Annotated in this window: 16 protein-coding genes; 11 read left to right on the top strand and 5 right to left on the bottom strand. The window is 67.2% G+C overall.

All coding sequences use genetic code 11. The features are described 5' to 3' along the window. Positions 1–24: 24 nt before the first annotated feature. Positions 25–2,136 (bottom strand): ABC transporter permease subunit, encoded by a 2,112-nt coding sequence (locus KW836_RS16650; protein WP_255595813.1) that lies wholly within the window; start codon positions 2,134–2,136, stop codon positions 25–27. Positions 2,137–2,398: 262 nt separating this feature from the next. Then, positions 2,399–3,421 (bottom strand): amino acid ABC transporter substrate-binding protein, encoded by a 1,023-nt coding sequence (locus KW836_RS16645; protein WP_218344091.1) that lies wholly within the window; start codon positions 3,419–3,421, stop codon positions 2,399–2,401. A 168-nt stretch (positions 3,422–3,589) separates the two neighbouring features. On the opposite strand from KW836_RS16645, the gene KW836_RS16640 reads away from it, so the two are divergent. Together KW836_RS16640 and KW836_RS16635 are read left to right on the top strand one after the other, a co-directional pair. Further along, the gene (locus KW836_RS16640) at positions 3,590–4,729 is read left to right on the top strand and encodes an aminotransferase class V-fold PLP-dependent enzyme (RefSeq protein ID WP_218344090.1); all 1,140 of its coding nucleotides are present in this window, start codon (positions 3,590–3,592) and stop codon (positions 4,727–4,729) included. A 36-nt stretch (positions 4,730–4,765) separates the two neighbouring features. Then, complete coding sequence (locus tag KW836_RS16635) at positions 4,766–6,061, top strand: O-acetylhomoserine aminocarboxypropyltransferase/cysteine synthase family protein (protein ID WP_175121311.1); 1,296 nt, start codon at positions 4,766–4,768, stop codon at positions 6,059–6,061. Positions 6,062–6,098: 37 nt separating this feature from the next. Here KW836_RS16635 and KW836_RS16630 read toward each other — a convergent pair whose 3' ends face one another. Further along, positions 6,099–7,028: an AraC family transcriptional regulator gene (locus KW836_RS16630; protein ID WP_218344089.1), complete on the bottom strand. Its 930-nt coding sequence runs from the start codon at positions 7,026–7,028 to the stop codon at positions 6,099–6,101. A gap of 134 nt (positions 7,029–7,162) precedes the next feature. Here KW836_RS16630 and KW836_RS16625 point away from each other — a divergent pair, with 134 nt between their 5' ends. Genes KW836_RS16625 through KW836_RS16605 form a run of 5 tightly spaced genes read left to right on the top strand, consistent with a single transcriptional unit; the run spans position 7,163 to position 11,706 of the window. Then, positions 7,163–7,720 carry a carboxymuconolactone decarboxylase family protein gene (locus tag KW836_RS16625; RefSeq protein WP_175121313.1) on the top strand — a complete coding sequence of 186 codons (558 nt, stop codon included), beginning with the start codon at positions 7,163–7,165 and terminating at the stop codon, positions 7,718–7,720. 53 nt (positions 7,721–7,773) lie between these two features. Continuing rightward, positions 7,774–8,862, top strand: a complete 1,089-nt coding sequence (locus KW836_RS16620; RefSeq protein WP_370633044.1) for an acyl-CoA dehydrogenase family protein — start codon at positions 7,774–7,776, stop codon at positions 8,860–8,862. Beyond that, the gene (locus KW836_RS16615) at positions 8,859–9,656 is read left to right on the top strand and encodes an ABC transporter ATP-binding protein (protein WP_218344088.1); all 798 of its coding nucleotides are present in this window, start codon (positions 8,859–8,861) and stop codon (positions 9,654–9,656) included. Before KW836_RS16620 ends, KW836_RS16615 begins: the two co-directional genes overlap by 4 nt. Positions 9,657–9,679: 23 nt before the next feature. Continuing rightward, positions 9,680–10,870, top strand: coding sequence for an ABC transporter substrate-binding protein (locus KW836_RS16610; RefSeq protein ID WP_175183628.1), 1,191 nt, complete (start codon positions 9,680–9,682; stop codon positions 10,868–10,870). Beyond that, positions 10,867–11,706, top strand: coding sequence for an ABC transporter permease (locus KW836_RS16605; RefSeq protein WP_370633036.1), 840 nt, complete (start codon positions 10,867–10,869; stop codon positions 11,704–11,706). The genes KW836_RS16610 and KW836_RS16605 overlap by 4 nt, the downstream gene beginning before the upstream one ends. A 31-nt stretch (positions 11,707–11,737) precedes the next feature. On the opposite strand, the gene KW836_RS16600 is transcribed toward KW836_RS16605, so the two are convergent. Then, positions 11,738–12,199: a surface-adhesin E family protein gene (locus KW836_RS16600; protein WP_255595811.1), complete on the bottom strand. Its 462-nt coding sequence runs from the start codon at positions 12,197–12,199 to the stop codon at positions 11,738–11,740. Between the two features lie 150 nt (positions 12,200–12,349). On the opposite strand from KW836_RS16600, the gene KW836_RS16595 reads away from it, so the two are divergent. Continuing rightward, positions 12,350–13,768: a hypothetical protein gene (locus tag KW836_RS16595; protein ID WP_218344087.1), complete on the top strand. Its 1,419-nt coding sequence runs from the start codon at positions 12,350–12,352 to the stop codon at positions 13,766–13,768. An 88-nt stretch (positions 13,769–13,856) separates the two neighbouring features. On the opposite strand, the gene KW836_RS16590 is transcribed toward KW836_RS16595, so the two are convergent. Beyond that, positions 13,857–14,546 (bottom strand): GntR family transcriptional regulator, encoded by a 690-nt coding sequence (locus KW836_RS16590; protein ID WP_175121319.1) that lies wholly within the window; start codon positions 14,544–14,546, stop codon positions 13,857–13,859. A 137-nt stretch (positions 14,547–14,683) separates the two neighbouring features. Here KW836_RS16590 and araD point away from each other — a divergent pair, with 137 nt between their 5' ends. The 3 genes from araD (at position 14,684) to KW836_RS16575 (ending at position 18,231) form a co-directional block, all read left to right on the top strand. Then, positions 14,684–16,417: an L-arabinonate dehydratase gene (araD, locus tag KW836_RS16585; RefSeq protein WP_175183625.1), complete on the top strand. Its 1,734-nt coding sequence runs from the start codon at positions 14,684–14,686 to the stop codon at positions 16,415–16,417. A gap of 51 nt (positions 16,418–16,468) precedes the next feature. Then, positions 16,469–17,179, top strand: a complete 711-nt coding sequence (locus KW836_RS16580; RefSeq protein WP_218344304.1) for a ribonuclease activity regulator RraA — start codon at positions 16,469–16,471, stop codon at positions 17,177–17,179. A gap of 62 nt (positions 17,180–17,241) precedes the next feature. Then, on the top strand, positions 17,242–18,231 hold the full coding sequence (locus KW836_RS16575) for a tripartite tricarboxylate transporter substrate binding protein (RefSeq protein WP_105239161.1): 990 nt from the start codon (positions 17,242–17,244) through the stop codon (positions 18,229–18,231). Positions 18,232–18,353: the final 122 nt, after the last annotated feature.

Below are 18,353 nucleotides of genomic sequence, written 5' to 3'. Positions count from 1 at the left end.
TTCTCTGCCCGGCTCGGCATCCCGTCATTTTCCAGCGCGCCCCTCCATGTGGCGCGCGACGCGCGACAGCGCCAGGCTGGCGGCCAGATACAACAGCGCCACCGCCAGATACACCTCGACGTGATAAGGCCGCCAATCGGTGCCCGCGACCACCGCCTTGGCCGCGCCCAGCACGTCGAACACGCCGATGATGCTGACCAGCGATGTGTCCTTAACCGCGCCGACAAAGACGCCCAGCGCGGCTGGCGCGGCGATGCGACGGGCCTGCGGCCAGATCACGCAGGCATAGGCCAGCGCGGGCCGCATGCCCAAGGCGCGTGCGGCCATCATCTGGCCGGGCGGAATCGCCTGCAACGCGCCGCGCAGCACTTCGGCCAGCACACACGCGGTATGCAGCGTCAGCGCCGCCAGCGCCATGCTGAATTTGGAGACGCCGCCGCCAAGCAACATGGGCAGCACAAACGATGCGAACAGCAGCTGGGTCACCAGCGGCACGCCGCGCACCGCTTCGATCAGACCGGCTGCGGCCAATGAACCTCCGGGGCTGCCGGACCGGCGAAGCAGGGCCAGCGCGAAAGCCAGCGGCACGGCCGCCACCAGCGCGGCGATCGCCAGGACCAACGTGACGAGAAGTCCGCCCCAGCGTTGCGGTCCGATGAAATCGCCGCCCCACGGCCAGCCGGTCAGCGCGGCCACGGCAATGGCAAACAGCGCGGTCAACAAGACGATATGCATGCGCGCCGGTACGCGACGCGCGCCCAGGGCGACAGCGATGACGGCCAGAAGGGCCAGGGACGCGATCAGCGCGGGCCCGCGGTGCACGTCGGACATGGTGCCGTAGAACAACAACGGCAGGTTCTCGCTCACGGCGGCCCAGCAGGCGCCCGCCGCATTTGCGCAGGTCATCGGGTCGCCTGACCACACGGCACGAAGCACCGCCCAATCAAGCAGTGACCAGGCCACGGCGGCCAGCAGCAACGTCAGCACGGCCGACATCGCTTTGCGCCGAAGGGTCCTGGCCTTACGAACAGCGCCATCCCGGAATGCGCGGTCACCCAGGCGCGCGCCGTGCGTGTCGCCGGGGCCGTGCCGCGTATTTCGCGCGTTCCACGCGGAGAGCCCGCCGCCCAGGCAGAGCGCCAGCGTCAGGTAAATGCTTACGGCAAGCGCAATGCCTTCCAGCGCCAGCCCGGTTTGCGTGATGGCCGTGTTGATGACGGCCATCAGCTCCTGGTAGCCGATTGCGATGGCGAGCGTGCTGTTCTTGATGAGCGCCAGGCATTGGTTGGCGTAGGGCGGCAATGCGACGCGCGTGGCGTAGGGCGCGATCACCAGCCGCAGCACCTTGACGGGCGTCAGGCCCAAGGCCTGGCCGGCTTCGACCAGGCCCACTGGAGCAACACGGACCGCGCCGCGCACGATGTCGGCGATGTAGGCGGCGTGAAAGACGACGAGACCGAGGGTCAACGCGGCAAATTCGATGCTGGGTTGCCAGCCGCCATGCAAACCGAGCCCGCGCTTGACGGGCAGGTCGATCTGCATGGGGGGCAACAGCGCCCAGGTGATAGTCGCGGCGGCCAGTGTTGCAGCCAATACTGCGGCCAATGCTGCGGCAGACGAAGCGGGCAACGCGGTGCTGCGCCAACGGCGGCGGGCGTACCAGGCCACCGCCAGCGCAGCAACCGCCACGCCCGCATAAGGCAGCCACCCATGCAAGGCAGGCAAGGCCAACCCGCGATTGGACAGCAGCACGGAAGGCAGCGGCGACCAGGCTTGACGCAGATCCGGCAGCCGCAGCAGCAAGCCATACCAGACGAAAAGCTGCAACAGCACCGGCGTGTTGCGCAGCGGTGCGATGACCAAGGCGGCAGCGCGGGCCGCCAGCGGGTTTGACGACAACCCCAGGAATCCCAGCCCCACGCCCAGGACAGTGGCCAGCGGTATTGCCACGAAGGCGACGGTCAGCGTATTGACCAGTCCCGCGGCCAGGGACATCCAGTAAGGATCTTCCGGCGTGACGTTGAGCAGGCTCTCAGAGATACGGAACCCCGCCGGCTGAAAGAGAAAGCCGAATCCGCCCTGGATACCGCGGGCGGCCTGCACCGATTCGATGTGCAGCACCAGAAGGGCTGCCATGCCGCCCAATCCCAGGATCCAAGCCAGCGCAGGCAGCCAGCGGCGCCACGGGGCAGTCAACGGGAAAGGAAGCGAGGTGGCAGTCATGGCGGGCCGTGCGGCATCAATCAAAAAGAAGAAGGGCGGACACGGTGGCCCGCCCGCGATTCATTGAGAAATGCGCATCAGACGATGCGCATCAATCGATCTGCTTCGAGCGATCTGCACTAAGCGATTCGCATCAAACGATTTTCACCAAGCGATTCCCACCAAGCGCAACGCATCACTGAAACGGCGGCGAATACAACAAACCGCCCTTGTTCCATTGCGCGTTCAAGCCGCGTTCCAGCTTGAGCGGCGTGGCGGCGCCCAGGTTGCGGTCCCACACCTCGCCGTAGTTGCCCACGGCCTTGATGGCCTGCCTGGCCCACGTTTCATCCAGGCCGAAGCTCTTGCCGATGCCGGGGTCCACGCCCAGCAGGCGGCGCACCTGTGCGTCGGCGCTTTGCGCCTGGCTGTCGGCATTCTGGGCGGTGATGCCCAACTCTTCCGGGGCGACCAGCGCGTTAACCGTCCAGCGCACGATGGCGGCCCAGTTCGGGTCGTCCTGGCGTACGAAGGGGCCGAGCGGCGACTTGTTGATGCGCTCGGGCAGGATGACGAAGTCGTCGGGCTTGCTGGCGCGGGCGGCGCGGCTGGCGGCGAGGGTGGACGCGTCCGACAGATACACGTCGCAGCGGCCGGCGTAGAAGGCCTGCTCCAGCTCGACCAGGTTTTCGATGACGACCGGGCGATAGCTGAGCTTGTTCTTCTTGAAATAGTCGACCAGGTTCTGTTCATTCACCGTGCCGGGCTGCACGCAGACCTGCGCGCCTTCCAGTTCGGTGGCGCTCTTGACGCCCAGCTTGCGCGGCACCAGGAAACCTTGGCCGTCGTAGAACACGATGCCGGCGGACGCGATGCCCAATCCTGCGTCGCGGCCCGAGGTGATGGTGGTGTTGCGGTTCAGCACGTCGATCTCGCCGGACTGCAGCGCCGGAAAGCGTTGCTGCGAGCTCAGCGGCACGAAGCGGGTCTTTTCCGGATCGCCCAGCACGGCGGCGGCCAGTGCGCGGCACAGGTCGGCGTCAAGGCCGGTCCAGCGGCCTTGCTTGTCTGCAATCGACAACCCTGCCGAGCCCTGGCTGACACCGCACACCAGTTCACCGCGCTTCTTGATGGTGTCCACCGTGCCGGCCTGCGATGCGCCGGCAAGCGCCATCGCGGCGGCAATGCCCGCGGCCTTGAATAGATGATTCAAACGCATGCTGTTCCCATGATTGTTGTGTGCAAGAGAGGCACGAATTCTATGGGCGCGTCGTGGTTTGCCGAGCGACTTAATACTCATATCAATATGAAAACTAAGCCTTATCCAGATGCGCGTCATATACCTAGAATGCCCGCATGCCGGATGGTCTGGCGGAGTAGGTTGCGCATGGCTTGGCAGGACGAATTCAGACAGCTGTTTCCCATCACGTGCGATAAGGCTTACGCCAACATCGCGTACACCAGCCCCTTGTCGCCGCATGTGTCATCCGCGGTGTCGGGCTTTTTCGACAGCATCACGTATGCGCGCAGCGACAAGCCGCAATGGCTGCGCGATGCCGACGCCCTGCGCGTGCGGCTGGCCCGTTTGATCGGCGGCGACGCGCGCCGGCTGGCGTTCACCAAGAACACCACCGAAGGGTTGAACACGGTCGCGCAGGGGCTGGCCTGGAAGGAGGGCGACAACCTCATCGTCGACGATCAGGAACATCCCTCGAACGCCTTGCCGTGGCTCAATCTGCGCCGGCGTGGCGTACAGGTGCGCGTGGCGCAGGCGCGCGCGCATCGCTTCACGATCGATGACCTCTGGCAACACGTGGATGCGCGCACGCGATTGATCGCCGTGTCCTGGGTGCAGTACGGCACGGGGCTGCGCACCGACATCCAGGAGCTGGGGCGGCGCTGCGCGGAACGCGGCATCTGGCTTGTCGTCGACGGCATCCAGGGCGCGGGCTTGCTGCGCGCCCAGGTGGATGACTGGCACGTCGACGCCTTTGCGTGCGGCGCGCACAAGGGCATGCTGGGCCCGCTTGGCGTGGGGCTGCTGCACGTGTCGCCGCGGCTGCTCAATGCGCTTGACCCGTTCTACATCGGTCCGTCTGGCGTGACCACGCTGGACAAGTCCGGCCTGCAATGGCAGACCGCGGTGGCAGACGCCAGCGACGCGCGGCGGCTGGAGACCGGCAACCTGAACTATCCCGGCATCGCCGGCTGGGCGGGCGCGCTGGATCTGATCGAACAGGCGCGGCCCGAGCGCATCGAGCCCTGGGTGCTGGAACTGTCGCAGGCGCTGAGCGACGGACTGCGCAGCCTGGGCGCGCAAGTCGTGTCGCCGCCGGGCGATGACGTGCGCAGCACCACCACGGCGCTGCGCGTGGCGGATCCTGCGGCCGCGCTGGCGCATTTGACGCAGGCCGGTGTCGTGGCAAGCGTCGTGGAGTATGGTTACGTGCGCCTGTCCGTGGGCGCCTATAACAACCATGAAGACATCGAACGCATTCTGCGCGCCACGCGCGCATTTGCGGCCTGATCTGAATTTTCAATCACGTATTGACCGGAGAGACTGATGACTGAAGCGAAGAAGCCCAACTGGCGCCTGGAAACCGTGGCCGTTCATGGCGGCTACCGCCCCGATCCGACCACACGCGCGGTGGCGGTGCCCATCTACCAGACGGTGGCCTACGCGTTCGATGACACGCAGCACGGCGCGGACCTCTTCGATCTGAAGGTTGCGGGCAACATCTACACCCGCATCATGAATCCGACCACCGACGTGCTGGAGCAGCGCGTGGCGGCCCTGGAAGGCGGCATCGCCGCATTGGCGCTGGCGTCGGGCCAGGCCGCCGTCACGTACGCGATCCTCACCATCGCCGAAGCGGGCGACAACATCATTTCGTCCAGCACGCTGTACGGCGGCACCTACAACCTGTTCGCGCACACGCTGCCGCAGTACGGCATCACCACGCGTTTCGCCGACCCGTCCGATCTGGCCGCCTTCGAGGCGCAGATCGACGACCGCACCAAGGCCATCTTCGCGGAATCGGTCGGCAATCCTCTGGGCAATATCACCGACATCGGCGCGTTGGCCGAGATCGCGCATCGCCACGGCCTGCCGCTGATCGTCGACAACACCGTGCCGTCGCCGTACCTGCTGCGCCCCATCGAGCACGGCGCCGACATCGTGGTGCAGTCGCTGACCAAGTATCTGGGCGGACACGGCACCAGCCTGGGCGGCGCCATCATCGACTCGGGCAAGTTCCCGTGGGCCGAGCACAAGGCCCGCTTCAAGCGCCTGAACGAGCCGGACGTCAGCTACCACGGCGTGGTCTATACCGAAGCCTTCGGTCCCGCCGCGTACATCGGCCGTGCCCGCGTGGTGCCGCTGCGCAACACCGGCGCGGCGATCTCGCCGTTCAATTCATTCCAGATCCTGCAAGGCATCGAGACGCTGGCGCTGCGCGTGGACCGCATCGTGGAAAACGCAGTCAAGATCGCCAGCTACCTGCGCGAGCACCCGAAGGTGGAATGGGTGAATTACGCGGGCCTGCCGAATCATCCGGACCATGCGCTGGCCAAGAAGTACCTGGGCGGCAAGGTGCCGGGACTCTTTACGTTCGGCGTGAAGGGCGGCCGCGACGCGGGCGCGCGCTTCCAGGACGCGCTGCAGCTCTTCACGCGTCTCGTCAACATCGGCGACTCCAAGTCTTTGGCAACGCACCCGGCATCCACCACGCACCGCCAATTGAACGCCGAGGAACTGAAAAAGGCCGGCGTGCGCGAGGAAACCGTGCGCCTGTCCATCGGCATCGAGCACATCGACGACCTGATCGCCGATCTGGAGCAGGCGCTGGCACAGGTGTAAGCGCGCGGGCCGACGGCCGCACCGGGCTGGAATCCGATCAGACCGATGCGGGCCGGCGCCGTCGCAAGGCGGACGGCGCCATGCCTTCCGTGCGCTGGAACACCCGGCTGAAGGCGGCCTGGGACTGGTAACCCACGCGTTCGGCGGCCTCCTGGATGCCCATGCCCTGATCCAGCAGCCGTCGCGCCACGCGCATGCGCAGCAATTGCAATAGCTGCGCGGGCGTGGTGCCGCTTTGCAGCGTGAAGCGGCGGTGGAAGGTGGCCTTGGACATGTGGACGCGGTCCGCCATGTCCTGCATGCTCCAGGGCGCGGCGGGCTCGGCCAATATCGCCTGCAGCAGTCCGGCCATTGCCGGATCGCGCGCCAGCACGAAAAGGCCGTGCGCCTGGCGGTCCTGAATCGCCAGGTGGCGCAGCATGAAGAAGATCAGCAGGTCCGTCAGCCGCTCCAGCACGACGGGCGAGGCGGATGGCTCCCTTGTGGTTTCGTCCAGGATCAGGTCGAACACACCGCGTGCGGCGCGAAAGCGGTCGTCGTCCGCGCGCAGCAGCAGATAGTCGGGCAGGGTGTCGGCCAGCAAATCGGCGAGCCCCGGGCGAAACTGGAAGAACCCGCAGGCGAGGCCCGTGCCGTCAGGCTGACGCGGCGATAGCGGTTGCATCGGGCCGCACACGGCGCCGATGCTGGCGGACGGCTGCAGGGGCGTCAACACATGGGCGATGTCTCGCAGGAAGAAGATGCCGTCGCCCGCCGCCAATGTGTGCGATTCCTGGCGCGATGCAATGTCCGCGCGGCAACGGCCGTGCAGGATCAGGTGAAAACTGGCGCGGGCGCGCCCGCTGGTGCTGGCGGTCCAGTTGCCGCAGTATTGGCCCAGATGATAAAGACTGGATTGCACCTCCAGGCTGGAGAGCAGCACGGCGTCCACGGCGGCTTGATCGGTGAGGGCGGAATCGAGGGTCAAGGTGGCGTTCGGTTATAAGCGCATAGCTGAAAGTCGATAAGATCTAGCATCAAGTTGCGATCCTCGTGCATTGTCGCTTGCGGGGCGCTGCACGCAAAATGGTGTTTTCAATCGATAGCCCAATGGAGATCTTCATGGCCCGTCTGACCGTGCACACCGCGCAAAGCGCGCCCGAACCCACCCAGGCGGCGTTGGCCGCAGCCGAGAAGGGCGCAGGGTATCTGTCCAACCTGCTGGGCGTGCTGGCCAGCGCGCCCGCCGCGCTCGAGGCCTACCAGACGCTGTCGCAGATCAACGCGCGCGCCGGCCTGACGCTGCAGGAGCGCGAGGTCGTGCAACTGGTTGCCGGCACGCTGCACGGCTGCACTTTCTGCGTGGCGGGCCACACCGCGCTGGCGCGCAACAAGGCCAAGCTGTCTCCCGAAGTCGTGGACGCGCTGCGCGCGCAGGGCACGCTGCCCGACGCGCGTTTGCAGGCGCTGGCGGCATTTACGCAAGCGGTGATCCGCACGCGCGGCCGCGTCGACGATGCGGAACTCAAGGCCTTGCGCGATGCGGGCTTCACCGAGGGCAATGCGCTCGAGGTGATTCTGGGCGTGGGCCTGGCCACGATCTGCAACTTTGCCAACAACCTGGCGCAGACCCCCTTGAACGAACAACTTAGCGAATACGCCTGGAGCGGCGCGCAATGACGGCGCGGACCGCGACCCGGCATTCTGACGCGACCGACCTGGCCGGCGGCGCGATCCTGCCGCAGGACCTGCAAGATTGGCTTACGCAACATGCCGAGGCGCTGGACGACGGCAGCCTTGACGCCGCCACGGTGCTGCCGCGGCTGGCGTCGGCGGGGCTGTTCCGCATCGGCGTGCCCGAGGCGCAGGGCGGCCTGGCCGGCACCGATATCGGCGATGCGATCGAGGCGGTGTCGCAGGTGGCTGAACGCTCGGTCGCCAGCGCGTTCGTCGCGTGGGGCCAGCGCGTCTTCATCGAGTATCTGCTGACCAGCCCCAATGCGGCGCTGGCCGAGCGCTGGCTCGCGCCGTTGCTTGCCGGCGAACTGGCGGGCGCCACCGCGCTGTCCAACGCCATGAAGTTCCTGAGCGGCATCGAGTCGCTGCAGATCGCGGCACGCGATGTCGACGGACAGTGGACGCTGGACGGCCGCATGCCCTGGGTGACGAATCTGCGGCCGCAGGGCTTTCTCGTCGCGGCGGCCGTCACTGCGCCCGACGGCACGCCCGCGGTTGTCGCGCTGCCGCACGATATTGCCGGACTGGAACGCAGTGCGGACCTGTCGCTGCTGGCGCTGCAGTCCAGCAACACTGCTGCGCTGGATGTGAGCGGCGTGCGCATCGGTCCTGAATGGCTGATCCACGCCGACGCGCGGCAGTATCTGCCGGGCGCGCGTCCGGCGTTCGCCGGCCTGCAATGCGGCCTGTCAATTGGCCTCGCCCGCCGGGCCTTGCAGGCGGCCGGGCAAGCGGGGCAGGGCCAGGCGTCGCGCGGGATCCTGGGCCAACCGTTGCAGGCCCTGTCCGCGCAACTCGAGGACCTGACGGCCGGCCTGATCGCAGGCGTGCGCAGTCAGCGTTTTGTAGCCGAACCGTGGGCCTTGTTCGAAATCCGCATTGCGCTTGCAGAAGTGGCGAACGCGGCGGTGCAGCTTGAACTGCAAGCCAGCGGCGGCGCGGCCTACCTGAAGCCTGGTGGCGCCGGCTTCGCGCGGCGCTGGCGCGAGGCGGCGTTCCTGCCCATCGTCACGCCGAGCCTGGTGCAGTTGAAGACCGAACTGGCCAAGCGCCAGGCCCGGCTCGCCGCGCAGGCCGCCTCATGACGGCGGTGCCGCTGCCGGTGTTGCAGGCCCGGGGCCTGGCGCTGCGCTACCCCGGCGCGGACGGCGCCGTCTTTGACGGCGTCGACCTGGATCTGGCGCGCGGCGAAGTGGTCGCGGTGCTGGGCGCCAGCGGTGCGGGCAAATCCAGCCTGCTGCGCGTCCTGGCCGGCCTGCAGCCCGCCACCGCCGGGACGCTGCTGATGGAAGGCGCGCCGCTCACCGGCGTGCACCCGCGCGTGGCGGTGGCGTTTCAGGATCCGAGCCTGTTGCCCTGGCTGTCGCTGGAACGCAATGTTTCCTTCGGACTGGAATTCAAGCATCAGCCGGCGCTGACGGATGCGCAGCGCCGCGCGCGCGTGGCGCAGGCCATCGACGAAGTGGGACTGGCCCATGCGCGGCATCTGCGTCCGGCGCAATTGTCGGGCGGCATGGCGCAGCGCACGGCGCTGGCGCGATGCCTGGCGCGCCAGCCGTCGGTGCTGCTGCTGGACGAACCCTTTGGCGCGCTGGACGAGGTCACGCGCGGCGACATGCAGGAACTGCTGCGCAAGGTGGTCGCCGACTTCGAGACGGCGGCCGTCCTGATCACGCATGACATCGATGAAGCGCTGCTGCTGGCCGACCGCATCGTGCTGCTGGGCGGCACGCCAGGGCGCATCCTGGGCGTGTGGCAGGTGGATCTGCCCCAGCCGCGCGCCGATCTGCTGCCGGAAATGGGCGCGCTGCGCCTGGAGATCCTTACCCGCCTGCGCGCCGCGCTGCGGACCTCGCGCGGCGCTGCCGTGCCTGCCTGACCCACCTCGCTAGGAGCTTTCTGATGTGCCTTGAACACATGTCGCGTCGCGACTGGTTGAAACTCTCGGCCCTGCTGACCGCTGGCGGCGCCGCATCTTTGCTGTCGGCCTTCAATGCCCGTGCCCAGTCCGAGCCGGACGCGCCCGTGCGCATCGGCTACCTGCCCATCACCGACGCTGCGCCGCTGCTTGTGGCGCACAACAATGGCTTGTTCGACAAGGCGGGCGTCAAGGCCGAAAAGCCCGTGCTGCTGCGCAGTTGGGCGCAGGTGATCGAAGCCTTCATCTCGGGCCAGGTGAACGTGGTGCATCTGCTGTCGCCGATGACGGTGTGGGCGCGCTTTGGCAGCAAGGTGCCTGCCAAGGTGGTGGCCTGGAATCACGTTGGCGGCTCCGGCCTGACCGTCGCGCCCGCCGTCAACAGCGTGAAGGAACTGGGCGGCAAGACGGTGGCAATCCCGTTCTGGTATTCCATCCACAACGTCATGCTGCAGTACCTGCTGCGCGAAAACGGCCTGACGCCGGTGGCGCGCAAGGACGGCGCGCCGGCCGCCAACGAAGTGAACCTGGTCGTCATGGCGCCCGCGGACATGCCGCCCGCTTTGGCGCAGCAGCGCATTGCGGGCTACATCGTGGCCGAGCCGTTCAACGCGGCGGCTGAAACCCTGGGCGTGGGCAAGGTGCTGCGCTTCACCGGCGACATCTGGCGCAACCATGCTTGCTGCGTCGTCTTCATGCACGAGCGGGACCTGACGCAGCGGCCGGAATGGTCGCAGAAGGTGGTGGATGCCATCGTGCAGGCGCAGCTCTGGATCCGCGACAACCGGGCCGAGACGGCGCGGCTGCTCTCCAAGGAGGGCATCAACCGCTATACCCCGCACACGCTGCCTGCGTTGTCCAAGGTGCTGGCGCCGCCGCCCGAGGACCGCGAGCAGTACCTGGCCAGCGGCGCGATCCGGCATGCCGATTGGGACGAACGCCGCATCGACTTCCAGCCGTATCCGTTTCCCAGCTACACCGAGGAACTGGTGCGGCGGCTGCGCGACACGCTGATCGAGGCGGACCGCGGATTCCTGGCTGACCTGGATCCGGCGCGCGCGGCGGCCGAACTGGTGGACGATCGCTATGTCCGGCGGGCAATCGAGTCGGCCGGTGGCCTGACGCGTTTCGGCTTTCCCGACGCGTACAGCCGGACCGAGCTGGTGCAGGCGTGACGGGGCGCGAGTCCGTGGCACAGGCGCCGCCCGACGTGCAGCGGCAGGCGGCGGCGCCTGCCCGTCGCACAAGGGCGTCTGGCCTGGGTCTGGGCGCGCGCTACGCGCTCGGCCTGGGCGGGTTGGGGCTCCTGCTGGCGCTGTGGTGGCTGGGCACGGAAGTCCTGGCGCCGGCGGGCGGCATGGCCCGGCGCTTTGCGCCCGGACCCACCTTCGTCAGCCTGGGCGAATTGCTGTCCGGCTCGGACCTGCCGCACCACATCCTGGTCAGCCTGCGGCGCATCGCGGTGGGCTTGGGGCTGGCCTTGGCGATCGGCGTGCCGCTGGGCCTGGCGATCGGCAGCTGGCGCCGGCTAGAGGCGGCCGCATCGCCCGCCATGCAATTCCTGCGCATGATCTCGCCGCTGTCGTGGATGCCGATCGCGGTCATGGTGTTTGGCGTCGGGGACGATCCCGTTTACTTCCTGCTGGCGTTCGCGGCGGTCTGGCCGATCGTGCTGAACACGGCTGCCGGCGTGCAGCAGCTTGATCCGCGCTGGCTGCAATTGGCGCAGAGCGTGGCAGCGACCCGCTGGGAGACGCTGCGCAGCGTCATCCTGCCCGGCGTGATGGGCCACATCCTGACCGGCGTGCGGTTGGCGATCGGCATCCTGTGGATCGTGCTGGTCCCGTGCGAAATGCTGGGCGTGTCGGCCGGCATGGGGTATTTCATCCTGGACACGCGCGACCGGCTGGCGTATTCGGAACTGATGGCGATGGTGCTGATGATCGGCGTGCTGGGGTTCCTGCTGGACGCCGGCGCCCGGGCGTTGTACCGCTACTGGCGCGGCCAGTAGCGACCCGGGGTGGCTACCCCTTTGCCACCCGCTACTTGCGCGCGCTTTTGCCGTTTGCCGCGCACACCAGGTCCCGCAGCCGCCGCTGCACCGGGTCGCGGGTGACGGGCGCGTTGCGGATGCCCGCCACCGGGATGGACTCCACGATCGCCCCGGTGGCGTCGTTGCCCGCGTGGTGCAGAACCTGGGTGACGGTATAGGTGTCGGCCGCGCAGTTCAGCGTCACCGGCTGGGTCACCGAGCCGTAGGGTTGGCCATTGGCCTCGGAGATGCGCGGCTGCGCATAGAACCAGGCCACCGTCACCGCGCGTACCGTTGGGCTTTCGGACACGGTGCGGATGGAATTGCTGTCGTAGAACACGCCCGGCATCGTCTGCGGGTCGACCGGCACCCAGGCCGGATCGTTGGCGGCGGCGCTATGCGCCATCGGGCCGCCGCTCGCCCCGACAAACAGGGCCAGGGCGAGGAGGGCAGAAGGGGGCCTTGCGGTCATGGGCGATTCCGTGGTGTCGGGGCAGGGGCGCGCGTCCGGTAAGACGTGAGCATGCGTTACGCCAGTATAGAGAACCGGGCGCAACGCGCTATAGTTCCGTCCGTTCGATAAATGTGGCTGGCGGCGTGGGGGGCTGGCATTATGCCCGGCATGCCTGGACCCAAGACCATCAGACTCGTGGCCGCTGGCCTGGCGGTCATCACCGCCGCCGTGCTGGCGCGCGGCATCTACCAGATCATCCCGATGGGCGATCCGCTGCCGCGCAGCGAGGTCGTGGGTGAACTCAATGGCCCGGCGCTGGCGTCTTACTCGCGCGTTGCCATCCAGCGTTACGGCGAACGCCAATTGCTGACCGGCCAGCTTCTGGTCACCGCCAAGGACATTGACGGCCTGGCGCAGGCGCCCGTGCTGGACACGCAGATCCCGGCGCTGAAAGACAGGCTGCAAAAGCAGCGGATCCAGCTCGCGCAGACCGGCGCCATCACCGCCATGGCGCATGGCCACGGCGATCTGGCCCTGACCATGCTGCAGACCGGCCGGTCCACCACCGATACGCGCAACCTGATCTACGGAGGACGGGGCACCGGTGTATTCGAGCTGCTGGGCTCCATCAGCGGCGATACCGGCGTAACGTTGATCGGTGCGCCCGGCGGCGAGCCGCTGTTTCTGATCACCAGCACCCTGCGCAGTCCGGGCGAAGGCGACCAGCCCGCGGCCTGGGACGCGCTGCGTTCCGACGACCTGGGCGTCACGTGGACGTACGATCCCGACGTGACGCTGGGCGTGCCGCAGTTGCACACGGCCTTTCTCACCGACCGGCTGGCGATTGCCCTGGAAAACCACGAGACCGGCGTGCGCCTGCTGCATAGCTGCGACGGCGCCAAGCACTGGTCGGCGACGCGGCTGAAAGAGCAGGTGTGGCCGGATTCGGCCGCGTTCGAGCGCAAGTTCGCCGAGCTAGCGGAGCGGGATCGCAAGGCGTACGGCACGGAGCAATTGGGCTATGGCTGGTCGCTCTACCCGCTGGACGACACGCGCGCGGTGGGCTGGAGCTGGCGCACCCGCGTGCGGCCGGAAGGCCAGGACGCGCCCGAATTGATCGAGACGCGCCGCTTCGAAGTGCAATTCCAGGAAGGCGCGTCGCCCGCGTTCCGCATTACGCCGGACGTTGCCCGGGTGCCCGCCCAGGACGCCCATGCGCTGCTGACGCGCGATCAACCCGTCTTCGAAACCGAAGGCGACACCATCTACCAACTGGACAAGACCGGCATGGCCTGGGTGAAGCGATCACGCTCGCCGAACGTGCGCGGCGCGGCGTCGTGGATCGGGCAGGCGTGGTTTGGGCGCAATGCGTGGGTCATCAAGACCTACGCCGAACAGCTGTTCTCGGGCAACGAATACACGAAGACCTACTTCTACAGCCGCGACAAGGGCAGGTCCTGGCGGCCATTCCAGTTGTCCCACGAGCAGGAGCGCGGGCTGCTGGGCCTGGACCAGACCGGCGACGCCTTGCTGTCGCTTGCGGAACGCAACGGCAAGACCGTCATTCAGCGGTATCCGCTGGATTGAGTCCGCGATAGCGGCATGCCACCGCGTTCGCCAGCAGGCGCCCGCCAATCGGCCGTCGGTTCATCCTTCAGCCGCAGCGCGCCCTCGGCTAGTCGGTCACCACATATTCCGGATAACGCTTGCAGATTTCAGCCACCTGGCTGAGCGTGCCCGACAGGTGCTCGCGCAGCACCTGTTGCGCCCTGGCAGGATCCTGCGCGGCGATGGCGTCCACCAGCCGCTGATGATCGTCCAGGATGCGTTCCGCCTTGCCGGCTTCCGGCAGATGCAACCGCCGCAGCCGATCCAGGTGGCCGCTGTAGCGCTGCGCCATTTCCCACAGGCTGGCCACGCCGGCGGCTTCATGCATGTCGCGGTGAAACGCCTGGTCGGCGTTGATGAATTGCTGGTATTCGCCGGTGGCGTGGGCGGCGCGCTGCAGGTCGATGGAGGCCTGCAGGCGCTGGAGCAGCATCGGATCGGGCCGCTGCGCCAGCAGATGGACGATTTCCAGTTCCAGCGAGCGGCGCAGGAAATGCGCCTGCCGGGCGGCCGCGATGTCGACGCGGCTGACCACCGTGGTGTGCTGCGGATAGATTTCGACCAGGGCTTCCTCGGCCAGCCGCATGAGCGCATCGCGGATGGGCGTCTGGCTCAGACCGTAGCATTCGGCCAGGGTGACGCGCGATAGCGGTGCGCCAGGTACGAGTTCGAGCGAAATGATCTGGCGCCGCAGGTGTTCGAAAACCTGTGGGGCCGCGTGGCGGGAGCGATCCAGTCTGAGCTTCTGGCTTTGCATCGAGTAAACATGTCGAGGTTCCGCGCAGGAATGGGCGGATGGCGAATGCCGCAGTGTAGCGGGTTTTCACCTAGCTGACGCACTAATGTATTAGTGTTTAAATGCTTTGACTCTTACTCCGCATCCCTCGTATCCCCATGAAACGCACCTACGAAAGCTTGCGCAGCGCTGCCTGGATGGCCAAGGACGATCTGCGCTCCTTCGGCCACCGTTCCCGCATGATGCAGATGGGCTACGGCCCCGACGATTGGGCCGGTCGCCCCGTCATTGCCATCATCAACACCTGGTCCGACCTGAACCCCTGTCACAGCCATTTCAAGCAGCGCGTCGAAGACGTAAAGCGCGGTGTGTTCCAGGCGGGCGGATTTCCGGTGGAGCTGCCGGCGATTTCCGTGTCGGAGTCCTTCGTCAAACCGACCACCATGCTGTACCGCAACTTCCTGGCCATGGAGACCGAGGAGCTGTTGCGCAGCCACCCGGTGGACGGGGCCGTCTTGATGGGCGGCTGCGACAAGACCACGCCCGGGCTCATCATGGGCGCCATCAGCGCCGGCCTGCCGTGCGTCTACGTGCCCGCCGGCCCCATGCTGCGCGGCAACTGGAAGGGCAAGATCCTGGGTTCCGGGTCGGACGCCTGGAAGCTCTGGGACGAACGCCGCGCCGGCAAGATCACGCAGGAACAGTGGACGGAAGTGGAGGGCGGCATCGCCCGCAGCTACGGCACGTGCATGACGATGGGCACCGCCAGCACCATGACCGCCATCGCCGAGGCCATTGGCATGACGCTGCCCGGCGCCTCATCCATCCCTGCTGCGGATGTGAACCACATGCGCATGTCGGCCGAGTGCGGCCGGCGTGTGGTCGAGATGGTCTGGGACGACCTGACACCGCAGCGCATCCTGAGCGTGGCGTCGTTCAAGAACGCCATCAACGTCGCCATGGCGATGGGCTGTTCCACCAACGCCATCATCCACCTGGTCGCCATGTCGCGCCGGGCGGGCTGCGCGGTGGGCCTGGACGACTTCGACGCGGCCAGCCGCAAGGTGCCCGTCATCGCCAACATCCGGCCCAGCGGCGACACCTACCTGATGGAAGACTTCTACTACGCGGGCGGCCTGCCGGCGCTGATGTCGCGGTTGCAGGATGCCCACCTGGACCTGTCTGCCATGACGGTTACCGGCAAGACGCTGGGCGAGAACATTGCGGGCGCCGAGGTCTACAACGACGACGTCATCCGCAAGCTTGACGAGGCGATCTACGACGAAGGTGCGTTGGCCGTACTGCGCGGCAACATCGCGCCCGACGGCTGCGTGATCAAGCCCAGCGCGTGCGCTCCGCAATACCTGCGGCACACCGGCCCCGCGCTGGTCTTTGACGACTATCCCAGCATGAAGGCCGCCGTCGAGGACGAGAACCTGGACGTCACCGCCGACCACATCATGATCCTGCGCAATGCCGGTCCGCAGGGCGGTCCCGGCATGCCGGAGTGGGGCATGCTGCCGATCCCGACCAAGCTGGTCAAGCAGGGCGTGCGTGACATGCTGCGCCTGTCGGATGCCCGCATGAGCGGCACCAGCTACGGCGCCTGCATCCTGCACGTCGCGCCCGAAAGCTACATCGGCGGCCCGCTGGCGCTGGTCAAGACCGGCGACACGATCACCGTGGACGTGCCCGCCCGCACCATCAACCTGAACATCAGCGACGAGGAAATGGCCGCGCGCCGCGCCGCCTGGACGCCGCCGCCCAAGCGCTACGAGCGTGGTTACGGATGGATGTATTCCAAGCACATCCTGCAGGCCAACGACGGCTGCGACCTGGACTTCCTGGAAACGGAATTCGGCGCGCCCGTGCCCGAGCCCGCCATCTTCTGAATCCGCCATTTTTAGATCACCGATCCAATACCCGGAGCCATCGTGTCCCAAATGAATCCCGAAACCCGCGCCCGGCTGGCCGGCGTCAGCACCGCCACCCTGTGCACGGCCCTGTTCAAACGCGGCCTGCGCAACCAGTTCATCCAGGACGTGCGCCCGTTGAACGCCAACCTGCCCAACATGGTCGGCCCGGCCTTCACGCTGCGGTACATCCCCGCGCGCGAAGACCTGAACACGATCAAGGTGTTTGAAGACCGCGCGCATCCGCAGCGCGCCGCGGTCGAGACATGCCCGGAAGGCGCGGTCTTCGTCATCGACAGCCGCAAGGATGCACGCGCCGCGTCCGCAGGCTCCATTCTGGTCACCCGCCTGATGAAGCGTGGCGTGGCGGGCGTGGTCACCGACGGGGGCTTTCGCGATTCACCCGAAATTGCCGAGATGGGCTTTCCCGCCTATCACCATCGTCCGTCCGCACCCACCAATCTCACGTTGCATCAGGCGCTGGACATCAATGCGCCCATCGGCTGCGGCGACGTGGCCGTGTGGCCGGGCGACATCGTCGTGGGCGACCGGGAAGGCGTGGTGGTGATTCCGGCGCACCTGGCTGACGAGATCGCCCTGGAAGCCGTCGAGATGACCGCGTTCGAGGATTTCGTGACCAGCCAGGTGCAAGGGGGCGCGTCCATCCTGGGCCTGTACCCGCCGACCGATCCGGGCACGAAGGACAAATTCGCCGCCTGGCGCAAAGAACAGGGCCGCTGAGCCTTGCCGCCGGCACGACCGGCACCCCACACATACCTATAAAACAAGGCAGGAGACAACTCATGAACACGCAACGACGTGGCGCGCTTGCCGCGCTTCTGGCCGGCGCGGTCTTCGGGACGCTGGCGTTGCCCGCCAGCGCCGCCGACTGGCCCACGCAAAAGCCGATTTCCTATGTGGTGCCGTTCACCGTGGGCGGTTCGACCGACGTGGTGGGCCGGGTGCTGGCCCAGAAGTTGGGCGACCGCCTGAAACAGAATGTCGTCGTGGAAAACAAGCCGGGCGCCGCCGGCGGCATCGGCGCCACCTACGTCGCCAAGGCGCCGCCCGATGGCTACACCTTGTTCGGCGGCACGATCAGCACCCATGCCATCAACGCCAGCCTGTACAAGAACCTGAAGTACGACCCGGTTAAAGACTTCGAGCCGGTGTCGCTGATCGCCTTCCTGCCCAACGTGTTGCTGGTGGATCCGAATCTGGGCGTGAACTCGGTGGCCGACCTGATCGCGCTGCTCAAGCGCGACCCCACCAAGCGCACGTTCGCGTCCTCGGGGGCCGGAACCTCGACGCACCTGGCCGGTGAGCTGTTCGCCGGCATGATCGGCGTGCCGCTCACGCACGTGCCGTACAAGGGCACGCCGCCCGCCATGGTGGATGTCTCGTCCGGCGCGGTGACGTTCATGTTCGACCAGATGACGGCGGCGCTGCCGCTGCTGCAGACCGGCAAGCTCAAGCTGCTGGCCGTCACCACCAAGGACCGCATCGCCCTCGCGCCCGAGGTCCCGACCATGCAGGAAGCAGGCGTGCCGGGCTTCCAGATGGCGTCCTGGCAGGCGGTGTACGCGCCCAAGGGCACGCCCAAGCCCATTCTGGACAAGCTGGCCGCCGAGATCGCCCTGATCCTGAAAGAACCCGACGTGCAGGAAAAGCTGGGCAAGACCATGGGCATGGAACTGGTTGGCAGCACGCCCGACGAGCTTCGGGAGCTGATGGCGACCGAGATTCCGCGCTGGGCGGAAGTGGTGAAGAAGTCGGGGGCGTCGGTCGAGTAACACGCCGTTTGCCGAAGGCGCGCGGGGTTCTGGCGCGCGCCTTCGGCGCCTGGTTCATGTGTCACTCGCGCGGGATATGCAGCTAGTGCGCGCGGGGCCGCGCAGCGCTAAGCTTAAGAGTC

It is taken from the genome of Achromobacter sp. ACM05, from assembly GCF_019218915.1.
In the GTDB taxonomy this organism is placed as follows: Bacteria; Pseudomonadota; Gammaproteobacteria; order Burkholderiales; family Burkholderiaceae_B; genus Achromobacter; species Achromobacter animicus.
This window is presented reverse-complemented; position numbering and strand designations above follow the sequence as displayed.